Here is a 17,948-nt window from a genome sequence, read left to right on the forward strand (position 1 = left end):
CTGTCGCGGTTTTACCGTGAAAAGGCCGGCACAGCCACCTCCTCACTCCCGTCGTATAGCCAATGCCCCCGATCCCCCATTTCGTCCAGCGCATCATCGAGCTGCTCAAACGCTACCCCGGCATCATCGCGCTCGGCGGTTTTCTATCCGGTATCGGCAGTTTCATCCTGGTCGACCGCCAGGCCAGCCTGGCCAGTTGGGTGGCCATTCTCATGCTGGTCAGCTGGGTCTGGCTGATGCTGGAAAACACCCTCACCGGCCTGTTTGCCCGTACCTTCAAACGCGAAATCCCACAGCCACTGTTGCGCTACGCAACACAGATGATTCACCAGGAAAGCCTGTTCTTCGTCCTGCCGTTCTTCTTCATCACCACGACCTGGAACAGCGGCCAATTGGTATTCACCGGCCTGCTGGGGGCTGCCGGGTTGATCTCGATCGTCGACCCGCTGTACTACAAGTGGCTGGCCCCGCGCCGCTGGCTGTTCCTCGCATTGCACACCCTTACCCTGTTCGCCGCACTGCTCACCGCGCTGCCGATCATCCTGCACCTGACCACTGCGCAAAGCTTCAAGCTGGCGTTGATCGCCGCCATGGCGCTGTCATTCCCAAGCCTCGCCAGCAGCTTCCCGATCAACAATTGGCGGCGCGGCGTGGCGCTGGTGTTGGTGACCTTGGCCGTGGGCGGTGGCGGCTGGCTGCTACGCTCGTGGGTGCCACCCGCCACCCTGTGGATGACCGAGGTGGCGGTAAGTACCGAGGTGCTCAACCGTCAGCCCGGTGAGTCCCTGGACGAAATTGCCGCCAGCCGCATTCGCAGCAGTGGCCTGTACGCCTACACCGCCATCAACGCCCCGCGCGGCCTCAACGAGCGGATCTACCACGTGTGGCAGAAAGACGGCCAGGAAGTCGACCGGATCGCCCTGGACATCCATGGGGGTCGCAAGGAAGGCTACCGTGCCTGGACCCACAAGCAGAACTTTCCGCCCAATCCGGTCGGCAAATGGCAGGTACGGGTGCTGACCGAAGATGGTCAGGTCATCGGCGTGCTGCGCTTCAAGGTGGTCGACGACGCGCCAGCTGGTTGAGTGATCTGCAGGCACTGGGCCCCTCGGAAGGGGCTGCACAGCAGCCCCAGGTTCGACGTTCAGCACATTCTCTACAAACCGCTCCATGCGCGCTGCGCTATGATCAGCCTCTACGCCAGTCAGATGCATGGAGCCTATGACCACCCCCAGCGCCACCCTGGACACCAGCCGCCAACCGGCCTGCCTGCGTATTGCCGGTGACTGGACCCTGGCTCACTACGCCAGCCTCAAGCGCGACAGCGAGCGCTTGCGCGCCCAATACAGCGCCGATGCCATCGCCGACCTCAGCCAGCTGGGCCGCCTGGACACCGCCGGCGCCTCGCTGCTGGCCGAACTGCTTGGCGCCGAACGCCTGTCGCGATGCACCAACGACCTGCCCGACGCCAGCCGCGCTCTGCTCAAGACTGTCTACAGCTCGGTGCAGGACTATTGCATCCCGGTCAAGGCGCCAGAGCGCAACGTGCTGCTGCAACTGCTGGAGCGCATTGGCTGTGCAGTCGGCACGCTCTGGCAGGACACCCTGCAATTGCTCGGCTTCATCGGCCTGATCCTGGAAACCTTGCTGCGCCGCCTGCTGCAACCGCAGCGTTGGCGTGTCACACCGGTTGTCGCGCACATCGAACAGACCGGCCTGGATGCCGCGCCCATCGTCGCCTTGCTGACCTTTCTGGTGGGTGCAGTGGTGGCCTTTCTCGGTGCCACGGTGCTGGCCGACTTCGGCGCAACGGTGTTCACCGTGGACTTGGTGGCGTTTTCGTTCCTGCGTGAGTTTGCCGTACTGCTGACCGCCATTCTCATGGCCGGCCGCACCGCCAGCGCCTTCACTGCGCAGATCGGCTCGATGAAAGCCAACGAAGAGATCGACGCCATCCGCACCCTCGGGCTCAACCCGATCGAACTGTTGGTGGTCCCCCGGGTACTGGCGCTGCTGATTTCGCTGCCATTGCTGACCTTCCTCGCGATGATCTGCGGCATCGTCGGCGGCGCGGTGGTCTGTGCTCTGTCACTGGGCATCTCGCCGGCCATGTTCCTGTCACTGCTGCAAAGCGACATCGGCGTGCAGCACTTTATCGTGGGCTTGGCCAAGGCACCGTTCTTCGCCTTCCTGATCGCTTCCATTGGTTGCCTGGAGGGGTTCAAGGTCAGCGGCAGTGCCGAGTCGGTCGGCGCACACACCACCTCCAGCGTGGTGCAATCGATTTTCGTGGTCATCGTGCTGGACGCGGTGGCAGCGTTGTTCTGCATGGAGATGGGCTGGTGAGTGGCCGTGAAGCAGTGATCGAAGCCCGAGGTATCTGCAACCGCTTCGGCAGCCAGGTCGTGCACGAAAACCTCGACCTGGATCTGTACCGTGGCGAGATCCTGGCCGTGGTCGGCGGTTCGGGTAGCGGCAAGTCGGTATTGCTGCGCAGCATCATCGGCCTGCGCCGACCCACCGAAGGCCAGGTCAACGTGTTCGGCGAAGACCTCGCTGCACTGCGCGAGGCGCAACGCTCGCAGGTTGAACGTCGGTTCGGGGTGCTGTTCCAGAAGGGCGCGCTGTTCTCTTCGCTGACGGTGACGGAAAACGTCGCGCTGCCCTTGATCGAGCACGCCGGCCTGTCGCGCGCCGATGCCGAGCACCTGGCCGGGGTCAAGCTGGCCCTGGCCGGGTTACCGATTTCCGCCGCCGACAAGTACCCCTCTTCGTTGTCCGGCGGGATGATCAAACGCGCCGCGCTGGCCAGGGCGCTGGCGCTGGACCCCGACATCCTGTTCCTCGACGAACCCACAGCCGGCCTCGACCCGATCGGTGCGGCGGCCTTCGACCAATTGATCCTCACCCTGCGCGATGCGCTGGGCCTTAGCGTGTTTCTCATCACCCACGACCTGGACACCCTCTACACCATCACCGACCGCATCGCGGTGCTGTCGCAGAAAAAGGTGCTGGTCGCCGGCCCCCTGGCCGAAGTCGAGCAAACCAACGACCCGTGGATTCACGACTATTTTCACGGCCCACGTGGGCGGGCAGCCGAGCAGGCCGCCACCATCGCCGGGCAGGAGCGCTGAACAATGGAAACCCGAGCTCATCATGTTCTCATCGGCCTGGTCACCGTGCTGGTGGTCGTCGGTGCCATGCTGTTCGGCCTGTGGCTGACCAAGTCCAGCGTCGACGATGCCTTCAAGGATTATGAGGTGGTCTTCAACGAGGCCGTCTCGGGGCTGTCCCGGGGCAGCCCGGTGCAGTACAACGGCATCAAGGTTGGCGACGTGTCCACCCTGCGCCTGGACCCAAAAGACCCACGCCGGGTGCTCGCCCGTGTGCGCCTGAGCGGCGACACGCCGGTGAAAGAAGATACCCAGGCCAAGCTCACCCTGGCCGGAGTTACGGGCAACTCGTTCATCCAGCTCAGCGGCGGCACCCCGCAAAGCCCTGAGCTCAAAGGCAAGGATGGCAAGCTGCCGGTCATCGTCGCATCACCCTCGCCCATCTCACGCCTGCTCAATGACAGCAGTGACCTGGTGACCAACATCAACCTGTTACTGCACAACGCCAACCAGATGTTCTCGGAAAGCAACATCGACCGCCTGAGCAATACCCTGGCCAATCTGGAACAGACCACTGGCGCCTTCGCCAACCAGAAGGGTGGTATTTCCTCGGCGATCGAACAGTTGGCCCAAGTCGGCAAACAGGCCAATGCCACCTTGGCCGAGACCCAGGCGCTGATGCGCAACGCCAATGGCCTGCTCGGCACCGAAGGCAAGCAAGCCATCGGCAGCGCCGAACAGGCCATGCAGTCGCTGGCCGAAAGCACCGCGACCATCAACAGCCTGCTCAAGGACAACCGCCAGTCCATCGATGATGGCGCACAAGGCCTGAACCAACTGACACCTGCCATCCGCGAACTGCGCGAAACCCTCAATTCACTCAAGGGCATTTCCCGGCGCCTGGAGGCTGACCCGAGTGGCTACCTGCTAGGCCGCGACAACAACAAGGAGTTCCAGCCATGAACCCGTCGCTGCGCCTGCTGGCCCTGGCGGCCGCGCTGAGCATGACCAGCGCCTGCTCGATCCTGCCCCAGAGCGAACCTGTGGATATCTACCGGCTGCCGGTCAACCAGGCCAGCCACAGTGCCACGCCGGTGGACTGGTCGCTGCGCCTGAACAAGCCGCTGGCCAGCGAAGTGCTGGCAGGGCCACGCATCGCGGTGATCCCTCAGGGGGATGTGATCAGCAGCTATAAAGGCGCACGCTGGAGCGACCCCGTGCCGCTGCTGGTGCGCAACCGCCTGCTCGATGGCTTTCAGCGTGACGGCCGTGTTCAGCGGCTGAGCGCCGACGACAGCAACCTGCAGGCGGACTACGAGCTGGCCGGTGAGCTGCAGGCGTTCCAGAGCGAATACCACGCAGGCGGCACGGTCGAAGTGGTGATCCTTTACGACGCGCGCCTGGTCCAGGGACGCAGCCAACGCATCCTCGCCAGTAAACGTTTCGAGGTGCACCAGCCCTTGTCCGACAAGCAGGTTTCAGCCGTGGTGGCAGGTTTCGGAGCGGCCAGCGATCAACTGGCCGTGCAGGTGGTGAACTGGGCCGTGGCCCAGAGCACCCAGGCTCAGGCGAAGAACCAGTAGCAGACCAGGATCGCCGCAATCACCCCGGACAACTCCGCCAGCAAGGCGCAGCCCACAGCATGGCGGACACGTTGGATGCCAACGGCGCCGAAATACACAGCGAGCACGTAGAAGGTGGTTTCGGTGCTGCCCTGCACGGTGGCGGCCACCAGCGCCGGGAAGCTGTCCACGCCGTGGGTCTGCATGGTTTCGATCAGCATGGCCCGCGCCGCGCTGCCGGAGAACGGTTTGACCAACGCGGTCGGCAAGCCCTCGACGAAGCGAGTGTCCATGCCCAACCAGTTCACCGCATGGCGTATGCCGTCCAGCGCAAGCTCGAGTGCCCCCGAGGCCCGCAGAACACCAACGGCCACAAGCATGGCCACCAGGTAGGGCAGCAGGCTCTTGGCGACATCGAAACCTTCCTTGGCTCCTTCGACAAAGGCCTCATACACTTTCACCCGCTTCAACGCCCCAATCACCAGGAACAGGATGATTACGCCGAACAGCGTGAGGTTGCCGAGGATCGACGACAGGCTCGCCAGCGCCGCCGCCGACAAGGTACCGAGGAACGCCATGAAGCAACCGAGCAACAATGCCCCGGGGATCAGGTAGGCGAGCACCACCGGGTCCCACAGACGCAGGCGCTGCATAACCGCCACCGACAGCAAGCCGACCAGGGTAGAGACGCTGGTGGCCAGTAGGATCGGCAGGAACACCAACGTCGGGTCAGTGGCGCCTTGTTGGGCGCGATACATGAAGATGGTGACCGGCAGCAGGGTCAGCGATGAGGCATTGAGCACCAGAAACAGGATCTGCGCATTGCTCGCCGTGGTACTGCTGGGGTTGAGCTCCTGCAGGGCACGCATGGCCTTGAGGCCGATCGGCGTGGCGGCGTTATCCAGCCCCAGGCCGTTGGCGGCAAAGTTCATGGTGATAAGCCCCAGGGCGGGGTGTCCAGGCGGTACTTCTGGCATCAGCCGGGCGAACAGCGGGCCGAGCACCTTGGCCAGCCATTCGACGATACCGGCCTTTTCGGCGATTTTGAGAAACCCCAGCCACAGGGTCAGGGTGCCGAACAGCAGGACCATCACCTCCACCGACAGCTTGGCCATGGCAAAGATGCTCTCGACCATCGCGGCGAATATGCCGGCGTTGCCACCAACCAGCCATTGGGTCAGGGCGCAAACGGCCGCCACCAGGAAAAAGCCGAGCCAAAGGCCGTTGAGCATCCGTGTGTTCCCCCTGAAAAATGCCTGAATGATAACGCACCGAAGACGCTTTAGCCGGCCCGGGCGAAGCGGCCCATGCAGACAACAAAAAACCCCGACAGGTCGGGGTTTCTCGTCAGTGCATCAGGCTTAGCGCTTGGCGGCTTCACCAACCACGGCGGTTTCCTTCTTGTCCGCCATCAGCGAGGCATAGTACTGCTCGCCCTTGGCAGCGTCGTACATGCCTTCCCAACGGGCAATCACCAGCGCCGCCAGGGCGTTGCCGATCACGTTGAGGGCGGTACGTGCCATGTCCATGATGCGGTCGACACCGGCGATGAACGCCAGGCCTTCGAGCGGGATGCCCACACTGCCCAGGGTCGCCAGCAGGACCACGAACGACACGCCCGGTACGCCGGCAATACCCTTGGAGGTGACCATCAGGGTCAGTACCAGCAGCAGCTGCTGGCTCCAGGACAGGTCGATGCCGTAGAGCTGGGCGATGAAGATGGCCGCGATGCTCTGGTACAGGGTCGAGCCGTCGAGGTTGAACGAATAACCAGTCGGAACCACGAACGAGCAGATCGACTTCGGCGCACCGTATTTTTCCATCTTCTCGATCACGCGCGGCAGCACGGTCTCGGAGCTGGAAGTGGAGTAGGCCAGGATCAGCTCATCTTTCATGATGCGCATGATCTTGATCACCGAGAAGCCGAATACACGCGCTACCAGGCCCAGCACCATGAAGGCGAAGAAGGCGATAGCGAAGTACACCAGCAGTACCAGCTTGGCCAGCGGCAGCAGCGAGCTGAAACCGAAGTTGGCGACCGTTACGGCGATCAGGGCGAACACGCCGATCGGGGCGTAGTTCATGATCATGTGGGTGACCTTGAACATGGTCTCCGACACGCCCTGGAAGGTACGCACCAGTGGCTCGCGCAGATCGGCCTGCAGGCTCGACAGGCCCAGGCCGAACAACACCGAGAAGAAGATGATCGGCAGCATTTCACCACGCATCAGCGCTGCGAAAATGTTCGACGGAATCAGGTTGAGCAGGGTTTCGATGAACGCATGCTCATGTTGCACTTCAGCGGCAGTCGCCTGGTACTTGGAGATGTCGACGGTACCCAAAGTACTCATGTCGATGCCGGCGCCAGGGTGGAACAGGTTTGCCAGGACCAGGCCAACGACGATGGCGATGGTGGTCACCACCTCGAAGTAGATGATGGTCTTCAGGCCGATGCTGCCCAGTTTCTTCGCATCGCCAACCCCGGCGATACCCACGATCAGCGACGAAATCACGATCGGGACGACGATCATCTTGATCAGGCGAATGAAGATGTCACCGGCTGGCTGGAGGACGTTGCTGATCCACCAGGCCTTTTCCGCACTGAAATGGTTCAGTAGCGCGCCGATTGCAACGCCCAGGACCAGACCGATGACGATCTGCCAGGCGAGGCTCAGTTTTGCCTTCTTCATGTCTTTACCCTTTGTTCTAGTGGTCACGGGCACCGACCGGAAAAGCGCGTAACAGAGCCGTTGGCAACGTCACGGGCAGCGTAGAGCTTCCGTCCGGAGACCTCATGTAAGGACACCGCGAGCGAGCGACAAGGCGCTCGGGCCAGCGAAAAGGCGGCAACTATTGCGATGGGAAGGAATGAAATCTAATGCCGGAAGCGCATACCCCATACCGATTCGGCATACTGATCTGCGCCAAAATGAGGCACTCGCAACTCATTGATTTATAACGTTCGGAATCCCGAACAAGACCAAAGCGCCATATTTAGGCAGATTTGACCGTGTACGCGGAGGCGGATTGATGGCTTGTTCGACAATCCGAATGGCTGAAATGACACCTGTGCCAGCGCTGGATCAGGCGAAAAAAATTTGATGTACGGTCAAGACAAAATGTGTCTCGAACGCAAAATCCTGAAAGGAGGTGGGGAAAAGGTAGATGGCGCCTCGGAAGCCAGGTCGTGACTACGCACATCCGCACGTAAGACCTGAAGCTTCCGATTATGCCTTTCCTGACCCGGCCCAATTCTGGAGGCACTCCCTGTACCCCTAGGCCACTCCGACCCTGCAACGATCAGAACAGCCCGGCCCCTTGGTCATGTGCAGCCTCTCCTCGAGGCGGCGCATCATAGAAGCGAGAACGATAGAAAGGTTCCGCTTCTATCACGTGACAGTGCGCGACCGCTTGTCCGAAAACCCTCAGTACCAATTCGGGTCGCGCTTGAGCTGCTCCTGCAGCAATTTCTGCATGCCGTCATCCGGCTTGCCAATCCATGTGTACTGCGCATGACGGGTAGGCGACTTGTCGCTCGGCAGCCCCTCGGGCACCTCTACCAGCATCCCGTATGCTTCATCCTTGTCCCAACTGAATGCCACGATCAGGCGCTTGTAGGTGCATTTGTCCTGGGATTCGCACAGCGGACCGACCAAGTACTTGTCACCGTCTTCGGTCACTGCAGACATCTGCTCCTGCGCGCTGCCCGTCAGGTTGATCACCCAGTCGGGCAGGCGTTCCTCGCCTTTGATCGCCTTCTGCCAGGTTTCACGGTATTTGGTGTCCGAGCCGAGCAACTGATCGGCTCGAACCTGGCCATCATTGGCCGCCATTGCCCCTGCACTACTGCCCAACAACAGGGCAGCAGCCAGGGCTGTGCAAAGCTTCCTGCTCATCGTCAACCTCGACCCCGTCCAAAGAAGAAGGACGCCACGAACAGCACCAGGAAGACAATGAACAGGATCTTCGCGATACCCGTCGCGGCGCCAGCGATACCACCGAAGCCCAGGACTGCAGCGACAATGGCGATGATGAGGAAAGTGATAGCCCAGCTCAGCATGATGCTTCTCCTTTCTTTTTTGAAATCGGTCCAACCGCTGTCTCAGAACACCCAGCGCTGCTGGGGTACGACATTTTCAACAGTGGCCGGCGAGGTATTGGCCGAAGGCAGCGGTTCGGCTGCCTTTACCAATGTATTGGCACGTGTCGCCTGGATCTGCGTCAGCAGCGCAGTCTGCGCGGCAACCTGCTCGGCGAGTCGCGCGGTCTGCCAGCTGTAATAAAAGAGGCCTGCGGCCAACGTCAGCAGCAGCGCCATCCCTAATAAAAGGAACTGGCGCAATGGCAGTGCGGCATTCTGCGAGCGGTTGTCGGATTGGCGGTTCATGCCGGCTCTCCTGCTGTAATTTTTCTATTCAAACCTGAACAGTTAATTGCAGCCTGCGTGCCAGTCTTTGCTCACCCATAAAAACGTTATAAATCAATGAGTTACACAAACACCTCGTAGGTCTGAAGGACGTATCCTGCACGATGCCCTTCGTGACGTCGTGCGAATTGCACGATTCAGCCTTCAACCTTGGTGGCCACTTTGAGCAGGTCGGCATCCACCCCACGCACCCCGATAATCTGCCGGGCGATCTCTAGCGCAATGGTTTTCTGCTCATTGCTGACCACCTCACCGGACAGCCGCACCATGCCTTCATCACTGGCCACCTTGATATTCAGGCCGTCGAGGTTACGGCTGAACCGGAAACTGTTCTGGATCTTGTCGATTACCCACCGGTCGCTGGGCTGTGGTCCTGTGGGCGCGCCAACCGGCGTTTCCCGCGCCTTGGCCATGGCAGCGGTGTCCAGGCTCACCAGGTTGTTGACCAGGTGCACGCCATCGGTCGTTCGCGCCACGACCCCTGCCAGCTCCTTGGCTTCCACGCTGTCGACCCTGCCGCGCAGCGTCACCACGCCGTCGCTGCTTTGCACCTCGATGGGCGCCTTTTCGGTGGTACGGCTCCACAGCAACCGGGCGCGGATGACAGCGGCCAAGGTGGCGTCCTCCAAGCGCTGGGCATAGGCCCGCAATTCGAGCGGGCGCTCGACCAGCTCGGCATTGACCTTCAACTGGTTGTCGACCTGCTCGATTCCGCGGGTGGCCAGGGCAACGTGCTCGGCCAACTGGCGCTCTACCTCGTTTTCCACCTCGCCCGACAGACGTGCTCGCTGGCCATCGACCTCTACCTCGATGCGAAACGGATTGAGTATGCGGTTGAGCGCCAGCGCCGTTTGCAGGGACCCCTCCAGGCGCGCGTCGTCGACTTGATCGGCAAACACCGGGGTGCAAATGGACAGCAAACCAGCCGTCAATACGGCCATTCGAGTGGGAAAGGGCATGACTGCACTCCTTTTGTAGGCAAAATCTGAAAATAGTCGCAACCAATGTGCCAGCCTGGAGCTCTAACAAAATCATCGAGATATCGCGGCTTAGCGGCACTGTTGGGCCACTGGCTAGCATGCAAAGCACAGAATCCTTCAGAATTGACCATGCAACTTGCCCGATTTTTCCCACACTAATTGAAGACTTATCCTAAGGAGCGCTGGAAATGGAATCAGCCCAGGACAACCAAGGCCGCATTCTGCTGGTGGATGACGAGTCCGCTATCCTGCGCACGTTCCGCTACTGCCTCGAGGACGAGGGCTACAGTGTGGCCACGGCCAACAGCGCCGCGCAGGCCGAGGCGTTGCTGCAGCGCCAGGTCTTCGACCTGTGCTTCCTTGACCTGCGCCTGGGCGAGGACAACGGCCTTGATGTCCTGGCGCAGATGCGTATCCAGGCGCCCTGGATGCGCGTGGTGATCGTCACCGCCCATTCGGCGATTGACACTGCCGTCGACGCGATCCAGGCCGGGGCCGCAGACTACCTGGTCAAACCGTGCAGCCCCGACCAGCTGCGCCTGGCTACAGCCAAACAGTTGGAGGTGCGCCAGCTGTCTGCACGCCTGGAAGCATTGGAGGGGGAGGTGCGCAAGCCCAAGGACGGCCTCGATTCGCACAGTCCGGCAATGATGGCCGTACTGGAAACCGCCCGCCAAGTAGCCACCACCGATGCCAACATCCTTATTCTGGGCGAATCCGGTACCGGTAAAGGCGAGCTGGCGCGGGCCATTCACAGCTGGAGCAAGCGTTCCCGCAAGGCCTGCGTGACCATCAACTGCCCCTCGCTGAATGCCGAACTGATGGAAAGCGAACTGTTCGGCCATACCCGCGGCGCCTTCACCGGTGCCAGCGAGAGCACGCTGGGACGGGTCAGCCAAGCGGATGGCGGCACCCTGTTTCTTGACGAAATCGGCGACTTCCCACTGGCACTGCAGCCAAAGCTGCTGCGTTTCATCCAGGACAAGGAGTACGAACGCGTCGGCGACCCGGTAACCCGCCGTGCGGATGTCCGCATCCTCGCCGCGACCAACCTCAATCTGGAAGAGATGGTGCGCGAAAGCCGCTTCCGCGAAGACCTGCTGTACCGCCTCAACGTCATCACCTTGCACCTGCCGCCTCTGCGCGAGCGCAGCGAAGACATCCTGACCCTGGCTGACCGCTTCCTGGCCCGCTTCGTCAAGGAATACTCCCGCCCAGCCCGCGGCTTCAGCGACGAAGCCCGCGCTGCGCTGCTCAACTACCGCTGGCCGGGCAACATTCGCGAACTGCGCAACGTGGTAGAACGTGCCAGCATCATTTGCCCGCAGGAACGCGTGGAGATAAGCCACCTGGGCATGGGCGAGCAACCCACCGGCAATGCGCCTCGGGTTGGCGCCGCCCTGAGCCTGGATGAACTCGAGCGCGCTCACATCGGTGCAGTGCTGGCGGCCAGCGATACGCTCGACCAGGCCGCCAAGACCCTGGGCATCGACGCCTCCACCCTGTATCGCAAGCGTAAGCAGTACAATCTATGAGATGGCCAATGAAGCTGCGTACGCGGCTTTTTCTTAGCATATCGGCGCTGGTGACGGTGGCGCTGCTGGGCCTGATGCTTGGCCTGGTCAGCGTGTTGCAGATGGCAAACATGCAACAGCAGTCGGTGCGCGACACCACGCATGTGCTTGAGGTAGGGCTGAAACTGCGGCAGAACCTGGGCGAGCAACTGACGCTCATGCTCGATGACGATACCACCCCGGAGAGCCTGCGGACCTTGCAGGAAAACTTCGAGCAACTGCTCACCCAAGGGCTGGCGCAAGGTGGTGAGCGTACCGGTTTCAGCAAGGCCAGCAGCAACTACCAGGCCTTCCTTCAGGCCTACCGCGAAAGCCCTGCACCCGCTCGCAGCCTCGGGGTGGATCAGCCCCTGGGGGCAGCCTTCAACCAGGTCCGCACCGACCTGCTCGATTCGCACCGGCAAGCGCTCGATCACATCACCCGCAGCGAAGAACGCACCCGGGGCCGCGCCTTGCTGGTCAGCGGCGTTCTCGGCCTGATGGGCTTGGTAGTCCTGGTACTCGGCTTCATTACCGCACACAACATTGCCCGCCGCTTCGGCCAGCCCATCGAGGCGCTGGCCAAGGCCGCAGATGAACTTGGGCGAGGTAACTTCGAGGTCACCTTGCCGGTCACCCAGGCCATCGAACTCAACCAGCTGACCCGACGCTTCGGGCTGATGGCCGACGCCCTGCGCAAGCACCAGGCCACCAATGTCGATGAGCTACTGGCCGGCCAGCAGCGCCTGCAGGCAGTGCTCGACAGCATCGACGACGGCCTGCTGATCATTGACCGCCAAGGGCTGCTGGAGCACCTGAACCCAGTCGCCCAGCGCCAGCTGGGTTGGAGTGACAGCCGCGTCGGCAGCGGCCTGGCCGAAGCCTTGCAGCGCCCCGAGCTCGAGCAACAACTGCGCCAGGTGCTGCGCGGCGGCAGCCTGGATCGCCCACCCGACGACCTGAGCATCGAGGTCGATGACGAATCGCGCTTGCTGACCTACAGCCTGACCCCTGTCAGTCACCCGCAAGGGCCTATTCTGGGCGCGGTGATGGTGCTGCATGATGTGACCGAACAGCGCGCTTTCGAGCGTGTGCGCAGCGAGTTCGTGCTACGCGCTTCCCACGAGCTGCGTACCCCGGTCACCGGCATGCACATGGCCTTCGGGCTGTTGCGCGAGCGCATCAAGTTCCCGCCGGAAGCACGCGAGCATGACCTGCTGGAAACCATCGGCGAGGAAATGCAGCGCCTGACCCAGCTCATCAACGACCTGCTCAACTTCTCGCGCTACCAGAGCGGCCTGCAGAAACTCGAATTGGCCCCCTGCGCCCTCGACGAGCTGCTTGAGCGCGCCCAGGCACGCTTCAGCGAGCAGGCCGCGCTCAAGCAGATCGACCTGATCAAGGACCTGGAGCCACCGCTGCCACGCATCCACGCCGATGTCGCCCAGCTGGACCGGGTACTGGACAACCTGCTGCACAATGCCATTCGTCATACGGCCAGCGGTGGGCGAATTCGCCTGCATGCACGTCGGCACGCCGAACGGGTGATCATCAGCGTCGAAGATAACGGCGAAGGTATCGCTTATGGCCAGCAAGGGCGCATCTTCGAGCCCTTTGTACAAGTCGGACGCAAGAAGGGCGGTGCTGGGCTGGGGTTGGCGCTATGCAAGGAAATCGTTCAGCTGCACGGCGGTCGCATGGGGGTGTTTTCGCGGCCAGGGCAGGGTACCCAGTTCTATATGGCGTTGCCCGTCTGATCGGGAGGGTCAAGGCGGCGCTCAGGGCTCATCATCGAGCCGCTGCCGCCTGACCTGCCGCCCACGCGTGACCAACTCGGCGAACTGGCGGGCATTGAGCGGGTGCGCGAACAGCCAGCCTTGCCCGTAATTGACCCCTTCGCTGTTGAGCAGCACCGCCTGGGCCTCGCATTCGATGCCTTCGGCGATCACCCGCAGATGCAGGTCGTGGGCCATGCGGATGATATGCGGTGCCACGCCGCTGCTGGCGGCATCGTGCCCCAGGGCATCAATGAACGCCTTGTCGATTTTCAGGCAATCCACCGGCAGGGTCTGCAGGTAGGCCAGGCTGCAGTACCCCGTGCCGAAATCATCGATCAATACCTGATGACCCACCGCTCGCAAGGCCTGCAGGTTATCGCGGGCCACCACTACGTCAATCAGACCCCGCTCAGTGACCTCGAACGCGATCTGGCTCGCCGCGACCCTGTGCAGCGCCAGTAATCGCGCAGCCACCCCGCCGATGCGCGGCACCATCACATCGCATGCGGCAAGGTTTACCGAAATGTACAGATTGCGATGCGAGCGCAGCAGCTGGCCGAGCTGCTCCAGCACCCGCTGCAGCACAAAATCGGTAATCTGCCGTATCTGCCCGGTATTTTCTGCGAGCGGGATGAACAGGTCCGGGCTGGTCAGCGTTCCGTCCGGGCGGCGCCAGCGCACCAATGCCTCGGCCCCCACACAGCGTCGGGTGTCGAGCTCGATGATCGGCTGGTACAGCACCTGCAACTCACCGCGGCGTAGCGCATTCTGTAGCTCCGAGCTCATCGAGCGCCGCTGCAGGATCAGTTGCAGTACCAGCCAGCCGATGCAACAGGCCGCCAGCACACTACCGGGGAACAACAGCCACAGCATGCCGTTCATTTTCAGCGGCAGGCTGGCCCGAGGGGCTATCAGTACCAGCTGGTAATCGGGCGATTTGGTCGGCATGCGGTAAACCAGGCGGTCCTGCATTTCGAACAGGGAGTTCTGGCTGGGCGGTGGCCAGTCGCTGGTCGGCGGCCAGACCTGGGGCGGGCCCAGCACCGGAATCGCCCGTGTGCCGTTGTCGAGCACCACCAACAAGCTGCCACCCGGCGGCAGGTCGACCACATCGGTCAAATGCCCCCGCGAGGTGGAAACCAGAAAATTGCCCCGTGCCAACATCAGCGCGGCAAGGTTTTCGTTGGGCTCGGTCGTGGTGTTCAGCCAGTAGCTGTAGGTGGGGCCCTGAAGATCGGGTGGCCGCGTGGGCACAAATGCTCTTGCTCCACCCCGATTGGAACAGGCGACGTTGGCGTCCACATAAGCCGCTTCATAGATGAAACGCGAACTCAGCCCGACCTGCTGCAACGCCGCCAACATCGCCGGGCTGCACCCTCGCAGCGGTTGCGCCTGCAGGTCATCGACCCCTTCGCGCAGCTGTCCGAAGACCTGCTCAAGGCGATCGAGGAAGCGTTCGCCCTGGGCGTTCATCTGCGCACTCTCGCTCTGCTTCATCTGCTGCAGGGCAATGCCGATGCTCGCCGTGAGCAATACCGCAGCGCTGGCCAACGCTGCCAGAGTGGCCAGCATCCAGGGACGGTAAAAAAATTGGCGCAGTGCAGTTATCAGGGCCGACATGGGCAGCATCCAGTTGATATACAAGGTATAGCAACTGGATGGCGGATTGGCGTGGCCGTTTGGCGGAGTGCAGCGAAGCGCTCAGGCTCAGCGCATGCGGTTGAGCACCTGCAACATCGCTGCCGTCTGCGCATCCGGCATACCATCGAAGCGCTCAGGCCGGAAGTGCATCTGGAAAGCCGCGATCACGTGACGGGTGGCTACATCCAACTGCCCCGTCTGTTCCACGGCGTAGCCAAAGCGTGCCAGCTCCTGCTGGTACCAGCCGACGGTCGGTGGGTTGTCACTGAAGTAGGCTTGCTGGCGCGCCACCGCAGTGGGCTCCGGCCAGATGCCCAGCCCGGCATCGGCCAGGCGCTTCCAGGGGAACATCGGCCCCGGGTCAAGCTTGCGCAGCGGCGCGATGTCACTGTGGCCGATGATGTGCCGCGGCTCGATGTTGTTACGTTTGACGATGTCCTTGAGAAGAGCGATCAGCGCCTGGATCTGCGCTTCGCTGTAGGGGTACCAGACGCGACCGTTGGGAGTGGTATCGAACCCCGGGTTGACGATCTCGATACCAATGGAGCTGGAGTTCAACCAAGTCCGCCCCTGCCACTGGCTGTCGCCGGCATGCCAGGCACGACGGTTTTCATCGACCAACTGATAGACCGTGGCCGGGCCGTCGCCGATCAGGTAATGGCTGCTGACCTCGCCATGGGTGAGTAGCGCCAGCGAGCGCTCCAGCGAGGCATTGGTGTAATGCAGGACAACGAACTGGATGCGGTTGTCCTGGTTGGCCGAGGTGTGGCTGCGGTCGATACGCAGGCCGGTCGAGCAACCGGCCAGGGCAAGCAGCAGCAATGCGGAAAACAACGCTTTCATGGTGGAAGCCAGGTTGATGAGCTAGTAATGCAATAGCATAACGTATGCACGCACGGCTCACCCGTTCAGCTTTGTTCCACCCGATTACGACCTAGGTCCTTGGCCCGGTACAGTGCCGCATCAGCACGTTTGAGCACCTGGTCGCCGCGCTCGCCTGAACGGAAGGCGCTCAGGCCGATGGACGCGGTGATCACTACCCGCTCACCCTTGAAGTGGAACGGGCAGGCTTCTATTGCCGCGCGCAGCCCTTCGGCAATCTTCGCGCCCGCAGCGGGTGAGGTTTGCGGCAGCAGCAGCACGAACTCCTCGCCACCAAAACGGGCGATGAAGTCACGCCCGCGCAGGCGCTTGCGCAGTTGGTCGGCAACGATCTTCAAGACCTTGTCCCCTGCCAGATGGCCGTAGCTGTCGTTGATGCGCTTGAAATGGTCAAGGTCGAGTATCGCCATCGCCAGGTGGCCACCGTTTTCATGCCAGTCGAGCAGTTCACGCTCGACCTGCTCGCTCCAGGCGGCGCGGTTGGGCAGGCCGGTCAGTGGGTCAATCAGGGCTTTCTGCCGCTGTTCTTCCAGGTGTTCACGGTAGCCAAGGGCCTCCTGCTCCATGTTCGCTACCCGTTCGGCCAGCCCTTGCAGGCGCCCGGCGAGTTCCTGCTCACGGCGATCACGCTCGTGCTGATGGTCGTCCATGGTAACCAACAGGCCTTCGAGCCGGTTTTCCAGAATTTGCTTGAGGCTGTCGACATCGGCTGCACCCTGCACACTGCTTTGCAGGCCATCGACTTGTTCACGCAACTGGCTGTCCAGTTCACGCGCGGCCGAACTGTTGTCGGCATGGCCTGCGCTGGCTTCGTGCAGATGGCTCTGGAAGCTTTCCAGGCGCTCGTTGATCTGCTGCAGGTAGGTCTCGAATTCGTGCTGGCCGCTGTCAGTGATGGCCAGCATGAGCACGGCCAGGTCATCGAGTACCGGGATCAACTCGTACCAGTTCAAGCCGCGTGCTACACGCTCGCGCATCTCCAGGGCCTGGGCCTTGTGACGCTCCGGCAGGCTGAGGTCATCGAGCAGGCCGATCAGTGTCTGCTCGATGTGCGCGGCGACCTGGCTGTAGGGCGGCTCGACGGCGTCAGGGAGTGCGTAGGGGCCGTCTTCGCCGAAGGTTTCCTCAAGGGGCGCCAGGGCCAGTGTTTCGGCCGTGGGCTCTACAGGCTGCAACGGCAACACCGAAGGGTCAGCTTGCGCGCTGGGCGGCTTAACGGTTTCGACCGGCAACGGCACCGGAGGGTCCGGGTCAGGCGTGACCGCTCCCGGCGGTTCGACAGGCTCGGCTGGCACAGGCGAGCCCAGCGGGCGCAGTTCGTCGACATCACTTGGCGACAGATGCGCCACCCCGGGGCCATCCGGCAGCGGCTGTGGTTGTGCCTCGGTCAACGCACCGGCGGAAGTAGGCTCCGGTTGCGAAGCAGGCTCGCCGTCACGATTGCCGAACAGGCGTTGCAGAAGGCCTGGCCGGACCTCTTCCTGCGGCGTGTTCAAGGCAGAAAGCGCGCGCCCCTGCAGGCCACTGAGCTCACCCAGCAGTGGCGGTAATTCGCGCGACTGGCTGACCCCGCCATCGAGTTTTTTTGCCAGTTTCTTCAGTGGCCGCGAAACATCGCCGGGTAATGGCAGGCCCTGTAGCTGGGCGACCAGCGCGGTCAGTGCATCGCTGACCTGATTCATACGGGTTTCACGCCGCTGCTCGGAATCGAGCACAGCCTTTTCCAGGCGCGGGATCAACCCGGCAAGGCCAGCATCCATGTTGTCGCTACGGATGACCTCGCGCATCTCTTTCATGCACTGGTCGACCACCTTGTCGCTGCCTTCGGCGGCGAGGGTACTGCGCACCAGGCCACGGCGCAGCAGGTCGAGCCGTGCTTCCCAGCGTCGCTCGAGCTTTTCCTGCTGTTCGATGCTTTTGAGGTATTTTTCTTTCCAGCGCTCAGCTTCTTCGGTCATGCCTGGATCCGCGACAGGTGGTGCATCTGTTGGCTGTGATTACACGCTGTCGGCG

General features: G+C 62.2%; 16 protein-coding genes. 7 read left to right on the forward strand and 9 right to left on the reverse strand.

Features of this window, described 5'->3' with window-relative positions:
• Positions 1-62 precede the first annotated feature (62 nt).
• The 5 genes from APH34_RS16905 (at position 63) to APH34_RS16925 (ending at position 4,696) form a co-directional block, all read left to right on the forward strand.
• The gene (locus APH34_RS16905) at positions 63-1,085 is read left to right on the forward strand and encodes a DUF5924 family protein (protein WP_054902179.1); all 1,023 of its coding nucleotides are present in this window, start codon (positions 63-65) and stop codon (positions 1,083-1,085) included.
• 127 nt (positions 1,086-1,212) lie between these two features.
• On the forward strand, positions 1,213-2,346 hold the full coding sequence (locus tag APH34_RS16910) for an ABC transporter permease (protein ID WP_054902180.1): 1,134 nt from the start codon (positions 1,213-1,215) through the stop codon (positions 2,344-2,346).
• A complete protein-coding gene (locus APH34_RS16915) occupies positions 2,343-3,134 on the forward strand; it encodes an ABC transporter ATP-binding protein (RefSeq protein WP_054902181.1) in 792 nt (263 codons plus the stop codon). The genes APH34_RS16910 and APH34_RS16915 overlap by 4 nt, the downstream gene beginning before the upstream one ends.
• 3 nt (positions 3,135-3,137) lie before the next feature.
• The gene (locus tag APH34_RS16920; RefSeq protein WP_054902182.1) at positions 3,138-4,076 is read left to right on the forward strand and encodes an MlaD family protein; all 939 of its coding nucleotides are present in this window, start codon (positions 3,138-3,140) and stop codon (positions 4,074-4,076) included.
• Positions 4,073-4,696 (forward strand): ABC-type transport auxiliary lipoprotein family protein, encoded by a 624-nt coding sequence (locus APH34_RS16925; protein WP_054902183.1) that lies wholly within the window; start codon positions 4,073-4,075, stop codon positions 4,694-4,696. Before APH34_RS16920 ends, APH34_RS16925 begins: the two co-directional genes overlap by 4 nt.
• Here the strand turns inward: APH34_RS16925 and APH34_RS16930 are convergent.
• The 6 genes from APH34_RS16930 to APH34_RS16950 form a co-directional block, all read right to left on the reverse strand.
• Complete coding sequence (locus APH34_RS16930; protein WP_054902184.1) at positions 4,678-5,907, reverse strand: nucleoside recognition domain-containing protein; 1,230 nt, start codon at positions 5,905-5,907, stop codon at positions 4,678-4,680. The two genes, APH34_RS16925 and APH34_RS16930, sit on opposite strands and share 19 nt — an antisense overlap.
• Before the next feature lie 129 nt (positions 5,908-6,036).
• Positions 6,037-7,365 (reverse strand): glutamate/aspartate:proton symporter GltP, encoded by a 1,329-nt coding sequence (gene gltP / locus APH34_RS16935; protein ID WP_054902185.1) that lies wholly within the window; start codon positions 7,363-7,365, stop codon positions 6,037-6,039.
• Positions 7,366-8,100: 735 nt separating this feature from the next.
• Complete coding sequence (locus tag APH34_RS16940; protein ID WP_054902186.1) at positions 8,101-8,571, reverse strand: inhibitor of vertebrate lysozyme family protein; 471 nt, start codon at positions 8,569-8,571, stop codon at positions 8,101-8,103.
• 2 nt (positions 8,572-8,573) lie between these two features.
• Positions 8,574-8,735, reverse strand: coding sequence for a DUF1328 domain-containing protein (locus APH34_RS28725; RefSeq protein ID WP_003252966.1), 162 nt, complete (start codon positions 8,733-8,735; stop codon positions 8,574-8,576).
• Between the two features lie 42 nt (positions 8,736-8,777).
• Entirely contained in the window at positions 8,778-9,062 is a 285-nt protein-coding gene (locus APH34_RS16945; RefSeq protein WP_054902187.1) for a hypothetical protein, read from the reverse strand.
• 176 nt (positions 9,063-9,238) lie between these two features.
• Positions 9,239-10,060, reverse strand: a complete 822-nt coding sequence (locus APH34_RS16950; RefSeq protein WP_054902188.1) for a BON domain-containing protein — start codon at positions 10,058-10,060, stop codon at positions 9,239-9,241.
• Between the two features lie 209 nt (positions 10,061-10,269).
• Here APH34_RS16950 and algB point away from each other — a divergent pair, with 209 nt between their 5' ends.
• Both algB and APH34_RS16960 read left to right on the forward strand, forming a co-directional pair.
• On the forward strand, positions 10,270-11,616 hold the full coding sequence (gene algB / locus APH34_RS16955; protein ID WP_054902189.1) for a sigma-54-dependent response regulator transcription factor AlgB: 1,347 nt from the start codon (positions 10,270-10,272) through the stop codon (positions 11,614-11,616).
• Positions 11,613-13,391 carry a KinB sensor domain-containing domain gene (locus APH34_RS16960; protein WP_054902190.1) on the forward strand — a complete coding sequence of 593 codons (1,779 nt, stop codon included), beginning with the start codon at positions 11,613-11,615 and terminating at the stop codon, positions 13,389-13,391. The genes algB and APH34_RS16960 overlap by 4 nt, the downstream gene beginning before the upstream one ends.
• Positions 13,392-13,412: 21 nt before the next feature.
• On the opposite strand, the gene APH34_RS16965 is transcribed toward APH34_RS16960, so the two are convergent.
• From APH34_RS16965 to APH34_RS16975, 3 genes are all read right to left on the reverse strand, one after another.
• Complete coding sequence (locus tag APH34_RS16965; RefSeq protein WP_054902191.1) at positions 13,413-15,032, reverse strand: EAL domain-containing protein; 1,620 nt, start codon at positions 15,030-15,032, stop codon at positions 13,413-13,415.
• Positions 15,033-15,119: 87 nt separating this feature from the next.
• On the reverse strand, positions 15,120-15,896 hold the full coding sequence (locus tag APH34_RS16970; RefSeq protein ID WP_198756814.1) for an N-acetylmuramoyl-L-alanine amidase: 777 nt from the start codon (positions 15,894-15,896) through the stop codon (positions 15,120-15,122).
• A 65-nt stretch (positions 15,897-15,961) separates the two neighbouring features.
• Positions 15,962-17,893, reverse strand: coding sequence for a GGDEF domain-containing protein (locus APH34_RS16975; RefSeq protein ID WP_054902193.1), 1,932 nt, complete (start codon positions 17,891-17,893; stop codon positions 15,962-15,964).
• Positions 17,894-17,948: the final 55 nt, after the last annotated feature.

The sequence above is a fragment of the Pseudomonas sp. NBRC 111131 genome (assembly GCF_001320525.1).
GTDB classification, from domain to species: Bacteria; Pseudomonadota; Gammaproteobacteria; order Pseudomonadales; family Pseudomonadaceae; genus Aquipseudomonas; species Aquipseudomonas ceruminis.